The organism is Pseudomonas sp. BAY1663 (assembly GCF_000582595.1).
In the GTDB taxonomy this organism is placed as follows: domain Bacteria; phylum Pseudomonadota; class Gammaproteobacteria; order Pseudomonadales; family Pseudomonadaceae; genus Stutzerimonas; species Stutzerimonas stutzeri_AF.
Window position 1 is genome coordinate 1 of the sequence record NZ_AZSV01000040.1, and the last position, 15,486, is coordinate 15,486.

Annotated in this window: 12 protein-coding genes and 1 pseudogene; 1 reads left to right on the top strand and 12 read right to left on the bottom strand. The window is 66.4% G+C overall.

Annotation, left to right across the window (positions count from 1 at the left end):
- The 9 genes and pseudogenes from BAY1663_RS24805 to BAY1663_RS12760 all read right to left on the bottom strand — a co-directional run.
- On the bottom strand, positions 1-284 hold a 284-nt coding region (locus tag BAY1663_RS24805; protein WP_218186673.1), incomplete at its 3' end, for a hypothetical protein.
- Between the two features lie 50 nt (positions 285-334).
- Positions 335-1,510 carry a VENN motif pre-toxin domain-containing protein gene (locus BAY1663_RS25295; RefSeq protein WP_256206734.1) on the bottom strand — a complete coding sequence of 392 codons (1,176 nt, stop codon included), beginning with the start codon at positions 1,508-1,510 and terminating at the stop codon, positions 335-337.
- Positions 1,477-4,479, bottom strand: coding sequence for a hemagglutinin repeat-containing protein (locus BAY1663_RS23825; protein WP_051497139.1), 3,003 nt, complete (start codon positions 4,477-4,479; stop codon positions 1,477-1,479). The genes BAY1663_RS25295 and BAY1663_RS23825 overlap by 34 nt, the downstream gene beginning before the upstream one ends.
- Positions 4,476-5,807, bottom strand: coding sequence for a hypothetical protein (locus tag BAY1663_RS23035; protein ID WP_051497140.1), 1,332 nt, complete (start codon positions 5,805-5,807; stop codon positions 4,476-4,478). Before BAY1663_RS23035 ends, BAY1663_RS23825 begins: the two co-directional genes overlap by 4 nt.
- 95 nt (positions 5,808-5,902) lie before the next feature.
- Positions 5,903-7,018: a hypothetical protein gene (locus BAY1663_RS23040; RefSeq protein ID WP_371257619.1), complete on the bottom strand. Its 1,116-nt coding sequence runs from the start codon at positions 7,016-7,018 to the stop codon at positions 5,903-5,905.
- Positions 6,928-7,254 (bottom strand): hypothetical protein, encoded by a 327-nt coding sequence (locus BAY1663_RS23835; protein WP_164838453.1) that lies wholly within the window; start codon positions 7,252-7,254, stop codon positions 6,928-6,930. The genes BAY1663_RS23040 and BAY1663_RS23835 overlap by 91 nt, the downstream gene beginning before the upstream one ends.
- A gap of 20 nt (positions 7,255-7,274) precedes the next feature.
- Positions 7,275-7,451 (bottom strand): annotated as a pseudogene (locus tag BAY1663_RS26005) (hypothetical protein); the annotation flags it as partial.
- Positions 7,442-10,768: a filamentous hemagglutinin N-terminal domain-containing protein gene (locus BAY1663_RS23050; protein ID WP_051497143.1), complete on the bottom strand. Its 3,327-nt coding sequence runs from the start codon at positions 10,766-10,768 to the stop codon at positions 7,442-7,444. The pseudogene BAY1663_RS26005 and the gene BAY1663_RS23050, both read right to left, overlap by 10 nt.
- A 65-nt stretch (positions 10,769-10,833) precedes the next feature.
- Positions 10,834-12,528 (bottom strand): ShlB/FhaC/HecB family hemolysin secretion/activation protein, encoded by a 1,695-nt coding sequence (locus tag BAY1663_RS12760; RefSeq protein ID WP_037041377.1) that lies wholly within the window; start codon positions 12,526-12,528, stop codon positions 10,834-10,836.
- A gap of 273 nt (positions 12,529-12,801) precedes the next feature.
- On the opposite strand from BAY1663_RS12760, the gene BAY1663_RS12765 reads away from it, so the two are divergent.
- On the top strand, positions 12,802-13,791 hold the full coding sequence (locus BAY1663_RS12765) for a 2-hydroxyacid dehydrogenase (protein ID WP_037041379.1): 990 nt from the start codon (positions 12,802-12,804) through the stop codon (positions 13,789-13,791).
- Here the strand turns inward: BAY1663_RS12765 and BAY1663_RS12770 are convergent.
- The 3 genes from BAY1663_RS12770 to BAY1663_RS12780 all read right to left on the bottom strand — a co-directional run bounded on the left by BAY1663_RS12770 (position 13,788) and on the right by BAY1663_RS12780 (position 15,430).
- Positions 13,788-14,459, bottom strand: a complete 672-nt coding sequence (locus BAY1663_RS12770; RefSeq protein WP_037041388.1) for a uracil-DNA glycosylase family protein — start codon at positions 14,457-14,459, stop codon at positions 13,788-13,790. The two genes, BAY1663_RS12765 and BAY1663_RS12770, sit on opposite strands and share 4 nt — an antisense overlap.
- Positions 14,460-14,592: 133 nt before the next feature.
- On the bottom strand, positions 14,593-15,129 hold the full coding sequence (locus BAY1663_RS12775; protein ID WP_037041390.1) for a DUF3299 domain-containing protein: 537 nt from the start codon (positions 15,127-15,129) through the stop codon (positions 14,593-14,595).
- Between the two features lie 49 nt (positions 15,130-15,178).
- Complete coding sequence (locus BAY1663_RS12780; RefSeq protein ID WP_037041392.1) at positions 15,179-15,430, bottom strand: GlsB/YeaQ/YmgE family stress response membrane protein; 252 nt, start codon at positions 15,428-15,430, stop codon at positions 15,179-15,181.
- Between the last annotated feature and the right edge of the window lie 56 nt (positions 15,431-15,486).

The following is a 15,486-nucleotide window of genomic DNA, read 5'->3' on the forward strand; positions in this document are numbered from 1 at the left end:
CAGGGTTTCCCTAAGCCCTTTGCTGCTTTCCCCCCTGCCTTCCACCCCGCCGCACTACCAAGGGCAGCACCGACCATAGAGGCGCCAGCATTTTCCCCTTTAACAGTTTTATAAACGTATTCCCCACCCACATTTGAGATAATAGTCACCGGCAAATTCTTACCCTGAGTTAACCCACCTATCAAAGAGGTCTTACCAACCTCTACTAAGTCTACATTTCCGCCCTCAATGTCATATTGATAATAATACTCAACGCCTCCGGAGACTACTGATCCAATAGCCACGCTTCCCAAAGTTACCGGAGCACTTAAAACAATGCCGGCTCCAGCAGGAACTAACAGCCTCCAGCCTTAAGCATCCCAGCAACCGGATCAGGCCCTTCAAAGCCAAGGCCCCTTGCATGATCCCTCAGGGCTGCCGATATCTCTTCAGGGGATGCTCCTTGTTCTAGTAGGAGTTGACCATGAGAAGTAACTGCCTGCCCATACTGCATCAATCCTGGCGGCAACAACTCGTTGTTCTCTACCGCATTCTTCCCGCCTTGCGCTCCAGCCACGGCGCCCGCCGCGTCGCCGCCGCCAATTCCGCCGGCAATTCCCCCTGCCAACGTCGCCAGCGCGGAGACGGTCTGCTTCTGCTCTTCGGACAGCTGCGAGGTATCTCGCTGGCCGAAGAGCTGTTCGGCAATCAGCCCGGCAGCCACTTCCGCTGTTATCGCGCCCAACCCTCCCGCCACAGCGGAACTGCCCTGTGCCTGCGCCACCACCGCACCCAGCACCGCATGGGCCATCAGCCGTGCGGTGTCGTTATCCCCTGCCACCTGCTTGATGGTCTGCGCCAGGTAAGGCGCCGCGGCTCCAGCCAGCGCCGCCCCCATGTCACCTCCAGCCAATCCTTGCAGGGCAGCGGTCACGGCCTGGGCAGCACGCTGCAGGTCGCTGCCGGTGCCGTACTGGTTCATGACTTCCTTGTAGCTTTCACTGGCCTGGATCTGTTCCGCGGTGGGATGAGCGATGCCTTGCTGGGCCAGCTCTTCTCGTGCGGCTTGGGTGGCCTTGAGCTGACCCTCGGTGCGGATGATGTCCATCGTCTGGCTGCCGATCTCGCCGATCAGTTGCGCCTGACGCAGACGCTGTTGTTCCTTCTCCTTGTCGAAGATCTGGCTGAGGGCGTTGTTGGCGTTTTCGACGTCACGGTTCAAGGTTGCAACGTCCTGTTGCTGTGCCTCGCCATTACGAATGATCAGTTCCCCTTCGGAGACGGCCGAGTGGGTGGTGCTGCTGGCAGCTTCACCACGATTGCTGCCTACCAGCAAGGTATTGGCCAGGTTGCCCGCGAACTGGCTACCGATCGAACCACCGCTGCTTGCCCCCACACTCTGCTGCTCGCTGCTGTATTCGGCCTTGTTGCGGATATCGCTCCAGCCGAACGTACCGGTGTTCAGGCGGTTCTTGTCGGCATCGGCGGTGCTGGCAATCACACTGCCGTCCAGTTGCGTGTGGTTGCCCACGTCGATCTGGTACCCCCCTGGCCGGCGTAGAAGCCGGTCTGCTCCTGGACGCTGTCGTAGTTCGAATCGATCTTGCTCTGGCTTATGTTGAGGTAGCCGCTACCCGTCATGCTGCCGAAGGTAAAGCTGGCACCGCCACTGACGTTCTTTTGCTTGGCGTCGTAGCGGTCGCTGTCCTGCAGGCTTTGCAGGGTCAGATCACGCCCAACGGTGGCAGAGACCTGCTCGCCGCTGACCTGAGCGCCGATCAGACGGGTATCGCGACCGCTGATCAGGTTGATCTGCTGGCCCGCATCCAGGGTGGTTTCGCTCCAGGTGGTGCCATTGCCTTTCTCCTTGCCCGATCCCTGGTTGGCATTGGCGAAGATACTCAAGCCCGCGCCGCTGTCGCTTACGCCCAGACTGATGCCCACCGCACCGCCGCCACTCTTGTTCTTGCCATCCAGCTTCTGGGTGTTGGCGGCGGCCTCCAGGATGATGTCCCGGTTCGCTGCCAGCAGCATGTCCTGACCTGCCCCCAGTTGACTGCCCTGGACACGGATGTCGCCATCCTCGCCAGCCTGGCCACTCCCCAGGGCAAGGATGTTGATATCGCTGCCGGCGGTCAGGTTACTGCCCTGCGCGACGCTCTGCTCCTGCGTCTGTCGGGAGCTGGACTTCTGCGTGCCCAGGGAAAGGCTGATCCCCACGAACTGGCCCGCGTTGTCGGACGTCATGCCACCCTCCTGCTGCACGGCCTGCCAGGCTTGATACCCGGTCAATCCCGCCTTGACACCTTGCAGAGCCGACAAGCGGCTATCGTCCTCGTCCCTGGCGGCACGTGCGGTTTCGTAGGCGGTATTGACTGCACTGCCCACCGCACCAGACAGCGCCAGGGTCAGGCCACTCTTCTTGCTCTCGTAGCGTTGGTCGCTACGACTCTGCTGCTCGGCGGCGCTGATGCTGACATTCTGGCCGATCAGGTTGATCTCTTGTCCGGCCACCAGCTCCGAGCCAATGATGGCCAGGTCATTGCCGGCCTGGATATCAACATTGCCCAACACACTGCCGATGGTGCTGGCCCTACTGGTCTGGGTGGTGTTCTGCTGGGTGCTCTTGGTACTGGCCGAGCCCAGCGTGATACCGATACCACCACTGCCCATCAGTCCCGACTTTTTCTTCTGTTCGAAGTGCTCGCTGAAGCTGCTTTCGGTAGCGCCGTCGATGGTGATGTCGTTACCGGCCCGCAGGGTGGTCTGCTCGGTGGAAACGACGTCGCTGCCATTCACCTTCAGGTCGCTACCGGCCTGCAGAGTGACCGTATCGGCGCTCACCAGACTGCCCCGCGCAAGGGTCTGTCCGCTGGCGCTATAGGTGGTCTTGGATGAGCTGGACAGCACTCCACTTTTGGTCTTTTTCTTCAGGTAGTAGGAATAATGCTCATCCTGCGCCACCAGCAGGTTCAGGTCGCCGCCGGCCACCAGGTAGGCTTCGTCGTTCGCGCTGACCCTGCTGGAGATCAGGTTCAGGTCCTGCCCGGCGACGATGCCCAGGCTGCCGCCGGCGCTGAGCTCGCTGGCCTGCTGCTGGACGTGGTCTTCCTGGCGGGTGACCTTCTTGCTCTGGGAATAGAAGTGCGACTCATCAGCCGCCGCGGCCAGGGTGATGTCGCCCCCAGCCTGCAGCCCCAGGTCGCGCCCGGCCTTGATCTCACTGCCGATGATGCCCAGGTCCCTGCCCGCACCGATCTCCAGGTCGCGCCCGGCGCTCACTTCGGCGCCCAGCTGGGTTACCCGCTCGTCGAGGTAGCTGCTGCCGCGCGAGGTGTGCTGCAGGTCCTGTACCGAGGCGATGGTCACGTCGCGGCCCGCGCTCAGGCTGAGGTCGCCGCGGCTGTCGAGCACGCCGCCGAGGTTGATGACGTCGCGGCCGGCGGCCAGCGACAGATCGCCGGATGCTTCGATGCGCGCAGCGCTGTCGGCGAAGCTGCTGATCCATTCCCGATTGCCGGCGGCGCTCTGGTGCACGCTGACGCTGCGTTCGTTGATCACGTCGCCGCTCAGGGCGGTGAGGCTGACGTCGCGCCCGGCAATGATGCCGCCCTGGGCGTTGCGGATGCTGTCGCTGGCCAGCAGTTGCAGGCGCTCGCTGGCTTCGATCAGGCCGCTGTTGACCAGGCTGCCGCCGGCCACGGCGCTGAGGCCTTCGCTGGCGCGCAGGGTGCCCTGGTTGATCAGGTCGCCGCCGGCGATCAGCGTCACGTCGCGGCCCTGGATCAGCGCGCCGTTGGCCGCCAGCCGGCCTTCGGCCTGGGCCAGGTAGAGCACCGGCACCAGCACCTTCTCGCCCAGGACCTCGTGCTCTTCCAGCCAGACGATGTCGTGGGTCAGCGCGGCGACCTGTTCGGCCGTCAGCGTGACGCCGAGCGACAGGCCCAGCGCATCCTTGCTGGCGATGGCGTTGTCCATCAGGTAGCGGTACATCGCCTCGTCGCTGCTCAGCCCGGCCAGGTAGCGCTGGCCGGTACGGGCCACTACCGCTTCGCGGATCAGCCGCTGCTCGTAGAGGCCGTCGCCCAGGCGCAGCTGCGCCTTGTCCGGATCGTAGCCGAGGTTGCCCAGCAGGTAGTCCGAGCCCATGAACTGCTTGAGGTTGGTGAGTTCGGGATTGGTTTCGATCAGGTACTTGTGGCTGACGCTCGGCGCCGCGTTTGTGGGCAGGCTCTGGATGCCGGCGACAGAGAGCGAACCGGCGGCCGGCGAGGTTACAGTGACGCTGCCCTGCCCGCCCTGCAAGCTCCAGGCGCTGCCGCTGACGGCTGCAGGCCCCTGCGCGGATTGGCCGGCGCCCACGTTCACCGTGCTGGCGGCCAGCCCGTTGCCGTCCGTCGCGCCTTGCGCAGTACTGGCGTTGGCGGTGCGGGCCGCCTGGTCGCTAAGGCGGAACAGGCCATTCTCGCCTTGCGGCAGGACGAAGCCGGGCAGGCTCAAGGGGTTGACTTGAAGCTGCTGCAGGTCGGGTGGGAGTTGTGGGGTGAGGCTGACGTAGGTTGCGATGGCCGTGCCCGGCGTGCTGCTGTCGACGCGATTACCGCCGCCACGTAGCTATAGCGCGGGCGGATGGCGCTGTTTTCCAGGGTCTGGCTGGCCTGGATGGTCACGTCGCCCCCCGCCTGGATGATCGCCGAGTAGGCTTCCCCTGCGCTGGAGATTTCATTGATCTGGCGCCCTTCCAGGTATTCCCGCTCCATCAGGCCGATGAAGTGGTTGAGATCCTGCTCCAGTGTCTCCAGTTGCGGGCTCGGGGAATGCTTGAGATTGAAGCTCGAGGCCGCGTCGGCGTAGTAGTAGTAGCTCGGCTTGCGGCCGGATACGAAGATGCGCAGCGTTTCGACTTCGCCGGGCTTGACGCCCTTGTTCTCCAGCGTGGCGAAGGTCGCTTCGAGATTGCCGCCCGCGCTGATCAGGCTGCTGTGGTTGAGCAGTTGCTGGCCGACCATGAAAAGGTCGCCGCCGGCCATCAGGTTCGATGCGGCGCTGCTGTCGACCACATCCAGTCTGTCGCGCTCAGTCACCTGCCAGACGCCCACGCGACGTCCGTTGCTGCCCAAGTCGCAATCGCCGCTGGGGTTGTAAGGGCCTCGACAGGCCAGTTCGGTGACCACCGCACTGTATTTGCCGGTATTGCCGATGATCAGCACATCCCGGGCGTTGTTGATGATGGCGCTGCGCAGGCTAAAGTCGCCCACCGCCTCCAGGGTAGCGGAAAGGTTGTCGACCCGGCTGGCCTGATTGCCGCTGGCATCCCTGGCCAAGTCGATGCTGCCCAGACTGTAAACATCCGCATACTTATTGGTGAACTCATTCACCCGCAGCGCCATATCGCCGCCGCTGAAGATCAGGCCGTTCTCGTTGAGCAGGGTCGGCGCGTGCAGCTTGAGCTGCTCGGCGCTACCCAGCGTGCCGTAGTTGTTCAGGGTGCCGGCGCGCAGGGTCAGGTCGCCGAGGCTGGTGACCCGGCCGGCGCCGCCGTAGCCGCCGCTGAGGGTCAGGCTGAGCGTACCGTCACTGGCCAGCAGGCCGTGGTTGGTCCAGCTGCCACCGCTGCCGACGAGGGCCTGGCTGGCCAGCAGTTGGCCGCTGGCGGTCTGGGTGAAGGTGCCGATATTGAGGTTCAGCGTACCGGCCTGCAGCACGCTGCTGTTCACCCAGCTGCTGGCGTTGATGCCGAGCACGCCGTTGCTGCTGAGGCTGCCGCCGGCGGCCATGACGTTGGCCGCCGAGAGGCCGAAGGTGCCCGTGCCGACATGGCGGATCACGCCGCCTTCGTTCTGCAGGCCGCTGACGTCCAGTTGCAGCGCGGTGTTGGCGGTTTCGATCAGGCCGCTGCGGTTGTCCAGCAGGCCGCCACGGATCAGGGTGGTGCCTGCGGTGCCCAGAGAACGCAGCTGCCGCCGCTGTTGCCGAAGCCGCTGGCATTCAGGCTGAGGGTGCTGTCGCTCTCGATCAGGCCGAAGCGGTTGTTCAGCGCGCCGCTCAGGCCGAAGTCGATCCGCCCGCCGGCCACCTTGCCGCCCAGCCCCTGGCTCGCGCCCTGGTTGTTGAAGTCGGCCGCGCTCACCTGCAGCGTCTGCTGCGCGTAGAGCCCGCCGCCCTGGTTGTTGAAGGTGGCGCCGGTGGCGGTGATGCGGCTGTCGCCGGCCAGCGCCGAGAGGTGCCCGGCCCGGTTGTCGACGCCCTTGGCGGTGATGGCCAGCGCTTGTGCCTGGGTGGTGCCGCCGTCGTTGTCGAACAGGCCGGCGCTGAGCAGTTTCAGCCAGCCCTGGAGACTGCTGAGCACGCCGCCTGTGTTGTCCACCGCGCCGGACTGGTGCAGGTCGAGGTTGCCGTTAATGCTCTGGATATGGCCGCTGCGGTTGTCCAGCAGGCCATTCAGGCCCAGGCTCAGATCCTGTTGCGCGCTCAGGGCGCCGCCCTGGTTGTTCAGGCTTTGCGCCTGGATCTCGAGCGTGCCCTGCTGGCTGTGGATCAGGCCGGAGGCCGAGTTGTTCAGCGCACCGGAGAGCAGCAGATCGAGCCCGTTGCGAGCGGCCAGGGTACCGCCTGCGTTGTTCAGGCTGGCGGCGGTCAGTTGCAGCAGGTTCTGGCTGATCAGACTGCCGCCCTGGTTGTCGATGGCCGCCGCCTCGAGCAGCAGCGGGCCGGCACTGGCCAGCTTGGCGTTTTGCGTATTGAGCAGGTTGCCGGTCAGCGTCAGGCTCAGCGCCGCGTTGCTGGAAAGCTGACCGGCGCGGTTGTCCAGGCTGCTGGCGCCGAGGCTGGCGGCCTGCTGGCTGGCGATCTGCCCGCCCCGGTTGTCGACCGCGCCGGCGCTGATACCGAGTGTGCCCTGGCTGTCGATCAGGCCGGCGGCCGAGTTGTTCAAGGTGCCGGCGAGGCTCAGTTCGAGGTCGGCCCCGCTGGACAGGATGCCCTTGGCGCTGTTGTCCAGGCTGGTGGCGGCGACCGATAGCCCGCCCTTGCTGACCAGGCGCCCTCGCCGCTGTTGTTCAGCGCACCGCTCAGGGCCACGTCCAGGTCGCCGTCGCGGCTGGACAGCGTGCCGCCTGCGCTGTTGTCGAGGCTACCGGCCTCGAGCGTCAGGCCCTGCCAGCCGGAAACCAGGCCGCCCCCTGCATTGCGCAACGCGCCGCCGCCCAGGTCGATATCCAGGGTTGCGGCACTGAGCAGCCGGCCCTGGTCGCCGTTGTCGATGGCCGCGGCCACCAGGCGATAGCCTGGTTGCTGGACAGCTCGCCGCCGCGGTTGTCCAGCTTGCCCAGGTTGTCCAGGGTCAGCGGCCCCTTGGCGCTGAGCAGGCCTGCGCGGTTGTCCAGATCGCCGCCCTGCAGGTCGAAGCGCACCCCGGCTTCGCCGATCAGACGGCCCTGCTGCTGGATGAGTCGGCCTAGCTTCAGGTACAGGTCGCCCTTGGCGGAGAGTTCGCCGCCCTGGTGGAGTCGAGACTTTCGGCGACCAGGCTCAGGGCGTCGGCGCTGGTGATCAGGCCGCCCGCCCGGTTGTCCACCGCAGCGGCGGTCAGGCTCAGGGCCTGCCGGCTGCTGATCACCCCGCCGCGGTTGTCGAGGCCCGCGCTGCTGGCATCCAGCGTGCCCTGGCTGGCGATGCCACCGCCCTGGTTGTCGATGGCGCCGGTGTTCAGTTGCAGCTCGCCGCCGCTGGCCAGCAGGCCGCCTGCGGAGTTGTCCAGTTCGGCGCTGTGAACGTTCAACGCCTGGCCGGCGGAGATCAGCCCCTGGTCGTGGTTGTCCAGCTTGCCGCCGAGGCTCAAGGTGAGATCGCCCTGGCTGACCAGCATGCCGGCGCCGGAGTTGTCCAGGCTCGCCGCCGCGACCGTCAGCCTGGCGGCGGAGAGCGCGCCCTTGAGGTTGTTCAGCAGCGTCTGGGTGATCTGCAGCTGCAGGGCCTGGCCACTGATGATGCGCCCGGCGCCGTTGTTCAGTTCGACGGCTTTGAGCAGGAAGCCCTGGGCGCTGGAGATTTCGCCGCCGAAGCGGTTGTCGACGCGGCCGAGATGGTGCAGCAGCAGCGCGCCGGGTGTGGCGATCAGGCCCTGGCCGCTGTTGTCGAGGTCGCCGCCTTGCAGGTCGAGGCTCAGTGCGGTCTCGCTGACCAGCTCGCCACCCTCGTGCTGGTCCAGGCCGCTGGCGATGATCCCGACGGCGCCCTTGCCGGCGATGACGCCGCGGCCATGGTTGTTCAACTGGCCGGCGCTCAGCGACAGGCCGGCGCCGGCGGTGATCAGGCCCTGGGCGTGGTTGTCGAGCCGCCCGGTGTCGATGCTCAGCGCCTGGCCGGCGCTGATGACGCCGGCGTTGCCGTTGTCCAGGCTGGCGCTCTGGATGCTCAACCGGCCATCGCTGACCAGCTTGCCGCCCTGGTTGTTCAGGCTGCCGCCTGCGACGCTCAAGGCAGAGCCGCTGGAGACCAGGCCGCCCGCCCGGTTGTCGATGCTGGCTGCCTCGAGCAGCAGGCTGCCGCCGCTGAGCAGGCCGCCCTGGTCATGGTTGTCCAGCGCGCCGCTGAGCTGCACGCTGACGGTTTGCCGGCTGCTAAGGGTGCCGCCGCCGCTGTTGTCCAGGCTGCCACCGACCAGTTTCAGGCCGTCGCGCCCGGACAGCATGCCCTTGGCGTTGTTCAGCAGGCGCTGGACGTACAGCTCCAGCCCTCGGTCGCCAACGATCAAACCTGCATCGCTGTTGTCCAGTACGGCGGCGGGTTGACCGCCGTCGGCCTGGACGCGGATCAATGCCAGGCCCGGGGTGGAGATTTCCCCGCCGGCGTTGAGCAGCACCTCGCGCGCATCGATCTGCAGACCGCCGGTAGCGGCGATCAAACCGCCCTGACGATTGTCGATGCGCGTGGCGTCGAGCGTCATCCTGCCGTGGCTGAGCAACTCGCCCCCGCCCGCTTGCTCGAGGGTGCCTACCTTGGCCTCGAGATCGCCCTTGGCGCTGACCTGACCTTGGTTGCGGTTGTCCAGGCTGGACAGGTTGAGGTCGACGCGGCTCTTGCCGCTGAGCGTGCCACCCTGGTTGTCCAGGCTGCCCTGGTTCAGGCTGAGCGCGCCGTCGGCCAGAATCCGACCGCCCTGATTGTTGGTCGCGGCCCGGTTCAGGTTGAGGCTGGAGCGACTGGACAGCAGGCCGTCGCCGCTGTTGTCGACACTAGCCGCGCTGATGCTCTGCGCGCCCTGGCTGGTCAGCGTGCCCTGGTCGTGGTTGTCCAGGTGACCGCCGAGCGTGACGCTCAGGCTGCCCTGACTGGCCAGGGTGCCTTTGCCGCTGTTGTCCAGGCTGCCGGCCGAAACGCCCAGACGCTGTTCGGCGAACAGCATGCCCTGGCGATTGTCCAGCGCGCCGCCGTCGCGCACGGCGACATCCACACTCTTGGCGCTTACCTGCCCGCCGCGGTTGTCCACGCCGCCCGCGGCCACGCTCACGGCGGTATCACCCAGCACCCGCCCCTGACGGTTGTCCAGCTGCGCGGCATCGACCCGGGTCAGCGTCTTGCCGCTAAGCGTGCCGCCCTGGTTGTCCAGCGTCTGGCTGGCATTGACCTGCAATTGGCGATTGCCGATCAGGGTTCCGGCGTTGCGCACCTGCTGGGCGCTGATGTTCAGGTCGGCGGCGGTGCGGCTGTTGTCCGGCCTGACGCCCGCCTCGACCACGCCCTGGTTGACCACCTGGGCACCCTGCAGGCTGACGTTGCCCGCCGCCGCCAGGCTCTGCTGTACCCGCAGCTGATTCTGTGCATTGACCTCGGCCTTGCCGCCGGCGTAGGTCTTGCCGAGCAGCTCCACATCGCCGGCCCTGAGCGCCAGATTGCCGCTGGCAGAGGTCTGCGTCAGGCTCAGCTTGCCACTCGCATCGATGCGGATATCGCCGGCGCTGGCCGCCAGGTTGCCGGCCAGCTTGACGCCGACACCGGCCTCGGTGCCGACCAGGCGGATGGCGCCGGCGTACATGCCGCCAAGGGCCGAGCTGTCGATGGCCAGGGCCGGTTTGGCGGTGCCGTCGGCAGCCTTGGCCGTGGCGGCGAGGCTGTCGGCGTCCACCTGGTTACGCCCGGTGACGATATTGAGCCGGTTCGCGTGCAGCTCGGCATTGAGCTTGGCGCTGCGGGTGATCAGGTCGAACTGCTCGAGGTTGCTGGCGTTGAGACCGGCGCCCTGGATGGCGATCTGCCCGCCGTCGACATCGAAGCGCGACAGGCGGCCGTCCTCGACGATCGGCCGGCCGGTGCTGAGGGTGGCGCGCGGGGTGTTGATGAAGCCGCAGCCGTCGCAGGTGATCCCGTGGGGGTTGGCGACGATGACCCGCGCCGCCTGGCCGGCCACCTCGGTGTAACCGCGCAGCTGGCTGGGGTTGGCGCCGGTCACCTCGTTGAGGATCATGCCGGCGGCCTTGCCCTGCAAATTGGGGTTGCCGACGACGATGCCGCCCAGCTGGGTAGCCTGGGTACGCTCGGTGGCGTTATTGAGGATCAGGCCCTGGGCACCGACGTTGTAGTCGCTGAACTTGTTGTGCGACAGGCCCTTGCCGTTGGGGGTGGCGATGTTCACCAGCGGCACGCCGTTGCCCGCCTGGCCGAGGCTGGTATTGCCGCCGGCCTTGGCGTCCACCGCCAGTTGCGCCGCGGTAGCGACGATGGGGTTGAGGAACAGGACCCCGGCCAGGATCAGGGCCAGGTTGCTGAAGAACGGGCTACGGACGTCCATGTGATGACTCCCCGGGTGTTGCGCGAAATGCTGTTGGCCTGCCTGCGTCGTGGCGCGGGCGTTTTTTAGAAATACAGGTCGACGCGGAAGTACAGCGGGTGCTCGGCCTCGGCGATGGCGTCGGGCCGCTCCAGCGACTGCGCCCAGGTCAGGCTGGTCGCCAGGTGCTGGCCGCGCAGGTAGAGCTCGATGGCCTGGCCGCTCATGCGCCCGCTCATGCCGGGGTTATGGCGATTGCCATGAATAACGCCGACGTCATAGGCCAGGGTCACGCCGTACTCGCCCAGCCAGGGGCGCAGCGCCTCATGAGTGACCGGGCGGCGCCAGCGCAGTTGGTTGCGCCAGTAGCCGCCAGTGTCGCCGGACAGCGACTGCTCCTTGAAGCCACGCACCGAGCTGAGCCCGCCGATGCTGATGCGCTGCGGACTGAACAGCACGTCCTCGCTGCGCTGCCCGGTGGCCAGGCTGTCGAAGCTGAACTGTTCGCCCCCCAGCTGGAACGGCTGCAGGTAACTCAGGGTCAGGCTGTACTTGTGGTAACGGGCGACCGGCTCGCCGGACTTGGGATGGTCGTTGTCCTGGGCGTCGAAGGCGCCTATACCGCGTTGCCAGCCAAGGTCCAGGTTGACGAAGGCAGTGCCGATGCGGCGGCCATGGTTGAAACCGAGCTGGAACTCGCTGAGGCGGTTGCTGGAGGCCTCCAGCAGGCTGTTCTCGATGTAGTTGCGCGTGCGCAGATGCGACAGGCCGAGGTTGATCGCCGTCTTGCCGACATTGTCGCGGTGCAGCACCCGCTCGGCGCGCAATGCGTGGCTGCGGCTCTCGCCGTCGGTATGGAAGTCGAAGCCGTTGGCCTGGGCGAGACTGCGGTAATAGCTCTGGCCGTAGCTGTAGTTGAAGGTCCACCAGCCGTAGGGCAGGCTGTAGAACAGCCCCTGGTTGGCCGAATGGCGCCAGTGGTCGCTGAGCGTGTCGCCACCGCCGCGCAGGCCGAGCTGGTCAGCCAGGCCCAGCGGGCTGTCCCAGTCCAGCCCCGCTCCCCATTGCTGTTCGCCGCTGCTGGACTGGCCGTCGTTGTGGCGGTTGAGCGATACCCGCCAGGGCTTGTCACGCTGGCCGGCCAACTGCACCCGACTACCGCCCACCGCCTCGCCGGGCAGCAGCTCCAGCTGGGCCTGGCGCGACGGCAGACGGCCGAGCTGGTCGACCAGTTGCTCCAGTTCGCGCAGATCGAGAATCTCGCCCGGCTTGCCGGGAAAAGCCATGGCCAATTCACGCTCGCTGGCCAATTCGGAGCTGTCCAGCCCCTCCAGGCGCCCCTCGACCACCAGCACTTCGAGGCTGCCGTCGTTCAGATCCTGCTGCGGCAGGTAGGCACGGGTAGTGACGTAGCCACGGTCGAGGTAGTAGTCGGTGATGGCCTTGAGCAGCGCATTGAGCTGGCCTGCGCCCAGGCACTGGCCAACGAAGGGCGCCAACAGACGTTCGCGCGCCGCCTCGTCGATCAGGCTGGCGCCCTGCAGGGTGATTTCGTGGATATCGAAGCAGCGTTCGTCCGCCTGGGCGGGCCGCTCTGGCTCCTCCTGCGGTTTGCCGGGCAGCTGCTGCAGTTCCTCCAGCCGCCGCTGCTGCTCCTCGAGCAGGCGCTGTTGACGGTCGCGGATCAGATCGCGATCACCAGGCGTTTCAATGGAAGCGGCTTGAACTTGAAAAGCCAGACAAATGACAAGCAGACAAGAATAAGCACGGTGCGTAAGCATAAAAACAGATCAGTCCTTGATCACAGATATATCCCTCAGGGTCACGTGCAGCATTAAGCCGGCGGCATGGTAGCGGCATTCGCACCGTTATCGACGGGCAAAACACGACGCGACTCACAAAACCAGCACAAAGACATCAAACGGCCATCACTCAGCCTTGTCGAGCAGGCAGCACGAAAGCCAAGGCCCACTTCAGACTCAATATGCTTAAGTGAATCAAGACATAGCCTGAGATTAAGCAATCCAGCTCGGTCATTCCCACAGAGGCTCCACATGCGCATCACCCTGTTCAGCAGCAAAACCTACGACCGCGACAGCTTTCTCGCTGCCAACCGGCCGCATGGCTTCGAGTTGCATTTCCTCGAAGCCCGCCTCGATCCGGACACCGCCACATTGGCGGCGGGGACGGAGGTGGTCTGCCCGTTCGTCAACGACGTGCTGTCGGCACCGGTGCTGGAGAAGCTCGCGGCCGGCGGCACGCGGTTGATCGCGCTGCGTTCGGCCGGCTACAACCATGTCGACCTGGCCTGCGCCCAGCGCCTCGGCCTGCCGGTGGTGCGGGTGCCGGCCTACTCGCCGCACGCGGTGGCCGAACACACCGTGGCGCTGATCCTGGCGCTCAACCGGCGCCTGCCACGCGCCTACAACCGCACCCGTGAAGGCAATTTCTCGCTGCAGGGCCTGACCGGCTTCGACCTCATGGGCAAGCGCGTCGGCGTGGTCGGCAGCGGGCAGATCGGCGCGGTGTTCGCACGCATCATGCAGGGCTTCGGCTGCCAGGTGCAGTTGTACGATCCCTTCCCCAACCCCGAACTGGAACAGCTGGGCATGCGCTACGTGGCACTCGACGAACTGCTGGCCAGCAGCGATATCGTCAGCCTGCACTGCCCGCTCACCGCGCAGACCCGGCACCTGATCGACCAGGACAGCCTGGCCAGCATGAAGCGCGGCGGCATGCTGATCAACACCGGCCGCGGCGTGTTGATCGACACCCCGGCGCTGATCGGCGCGCTGAAGAGCGGCCAGTTGGGCTACCTGGGCCTGGACGTCTACGAGGAGGAGGCCGGGCTGTTCTTCGAGGACCATTCCGGCCTGCCGCTGCAGGACGACGTGCTGGCCCGCCTGCTGTCGTTCCCCAATGTGATCGTCACCGCGCACCAGGCCTTCCTCACCGAGGAGGCGCTGGCGGCCATCGCGGCCACCACGCTGGACAACGTCGCCGCCTGGCGGGCCGGGGCGATGCGCAATCAGGTCAGCGATTAACGCTCGAGCTGGCGCAGACGCGCCTCGAGCAGCGCCGGGAAGCGCTTGAACCAGGTCTGGTTCAGCGGCGATGGGTGCGGCAGCGGGTGCAGGACGAATGCGCGGGCATGGCCCTGCGGGTCCTGCAGCTGCACCTCGAGGTCGGCCGTGAAGCGGTCTTCGCGCGACCAGAAGTCGTCCAGGCGTTGGCGCTGCTCGCGCGGCTGGTCGATGCCGAACCAGAGGAACGCCTCGCGGCCGAGGGTGACGATGTGCCGGCCATGCCAGCTATCCACCAGCAGCTGGCTCATCAGCGGATGGAAGCGGCGCTTGACCGCCATCGACCAGGCCTTGTTGCCGAGCGGCTTGTACGGCACGGTGTTGATCCAGAAATAGTGCCGGCCGAGGGACCGCCCCGCCTCGAAATCCGGCATCTGCTCGCCATGCAGGTGGCGGTAGAGTACGCGCCGCACGATCTGCCCGCCGGAGCCGATGAACGGCTCGCCATGGCGCACCTCCTCGCGGCCCGGGTCGCGGCCGAAGAAGCAGATCGGCGCGTCGGCGTCGCCCAGGCCGATGATCGGCTCCAGCGGATCGCGCTCGAAGGTGTGGTAGACCTGCTCGTCGATCCCCGCGGTGTGCTCGGCGAGGGCGCGGAAGGCCTGGCGTTGCTCGGTATCCAGCGGCATTCGGGGCTCCTTGGAAACTGTCTGGTCGGGCGATCGGGCGCACTCGTAGGTTGGCGCTGAGCGCAGCGAAGCCCAACAGGCACGGCACGCGTTGGGCTTCGTCGCTGCGTGCCCCGACCCAACCTACGACGCCTCAGAGATCATCTTCGTCGACCAGTTCGACGGTGCCGGCGTCGAGCGCGTAGGCCGCGTCGGCCAGATCGTTGCTGACCGGTTCGACCTGCAGCCGGCCATCGACCCACAGCGGCGCGTAGATGTCTTCCAGGGCGATGCCCTTGGGGTAGCGCACCAGCACGATCTGGTTCGGCGGTGGCGGCGGCACGTGGATGCAGGCGCCGGGATAGGGCACCAGGAAGAACTCGGTGCTGCGCCCGCGGGCATCGCTTTCCAGCGGCACCGGGTAGCCGCCGAGGCGAACCTCGCGGCCGTCCAGTGCCGCCACGGTCTTGGCCGAGTACATCACCGCCGGCAGCCCGGCCTCCTGCCTGAGCCCGCCCTGGTCGCTGAAACCCAGGGCCTCGGGGGTCGCGTGGTCGATCTCGGGCATTTCCTCCAGCGCCTGGCGATCCTCGGGCGGCATCAGTTCGAGCCAGTCGAGTTCCGGCAGCGCGGCGTGGGCGGTGGAAGCGAGTGCGAGGCAGCAGAGCAGCGAAACGATGAATGGGCGCATGGCGGCTACGTGGAAAATGAACGGGGCCGCGGAACGGCCCCGCGGCGAGTCAGTGCTTGCGGCTGGTCACCACGCCGTAGATCACCAGCAGGATGATCGCACCGACCACGGCGCCGATAAAGCCCGCGCCCTCGCCGGCCTGGTACAGGCCGAGCGCCTGGCCGCCGTAGGTGGCCAGCAGCGAGCCGCCGATACCCAGCAGGATGGTCATGATCCAGCCCATGCTGTCGTCGCCGGGTTTGAGGAAACGCGCGACGAGGCCGACGATCAGGCCGATGATGATGGTGCCGATGATGCCCATGAATATGCTCCTCAGGTCCGAAAGGGTAACCAATGGACCCGAGGGCTCTGGCACCG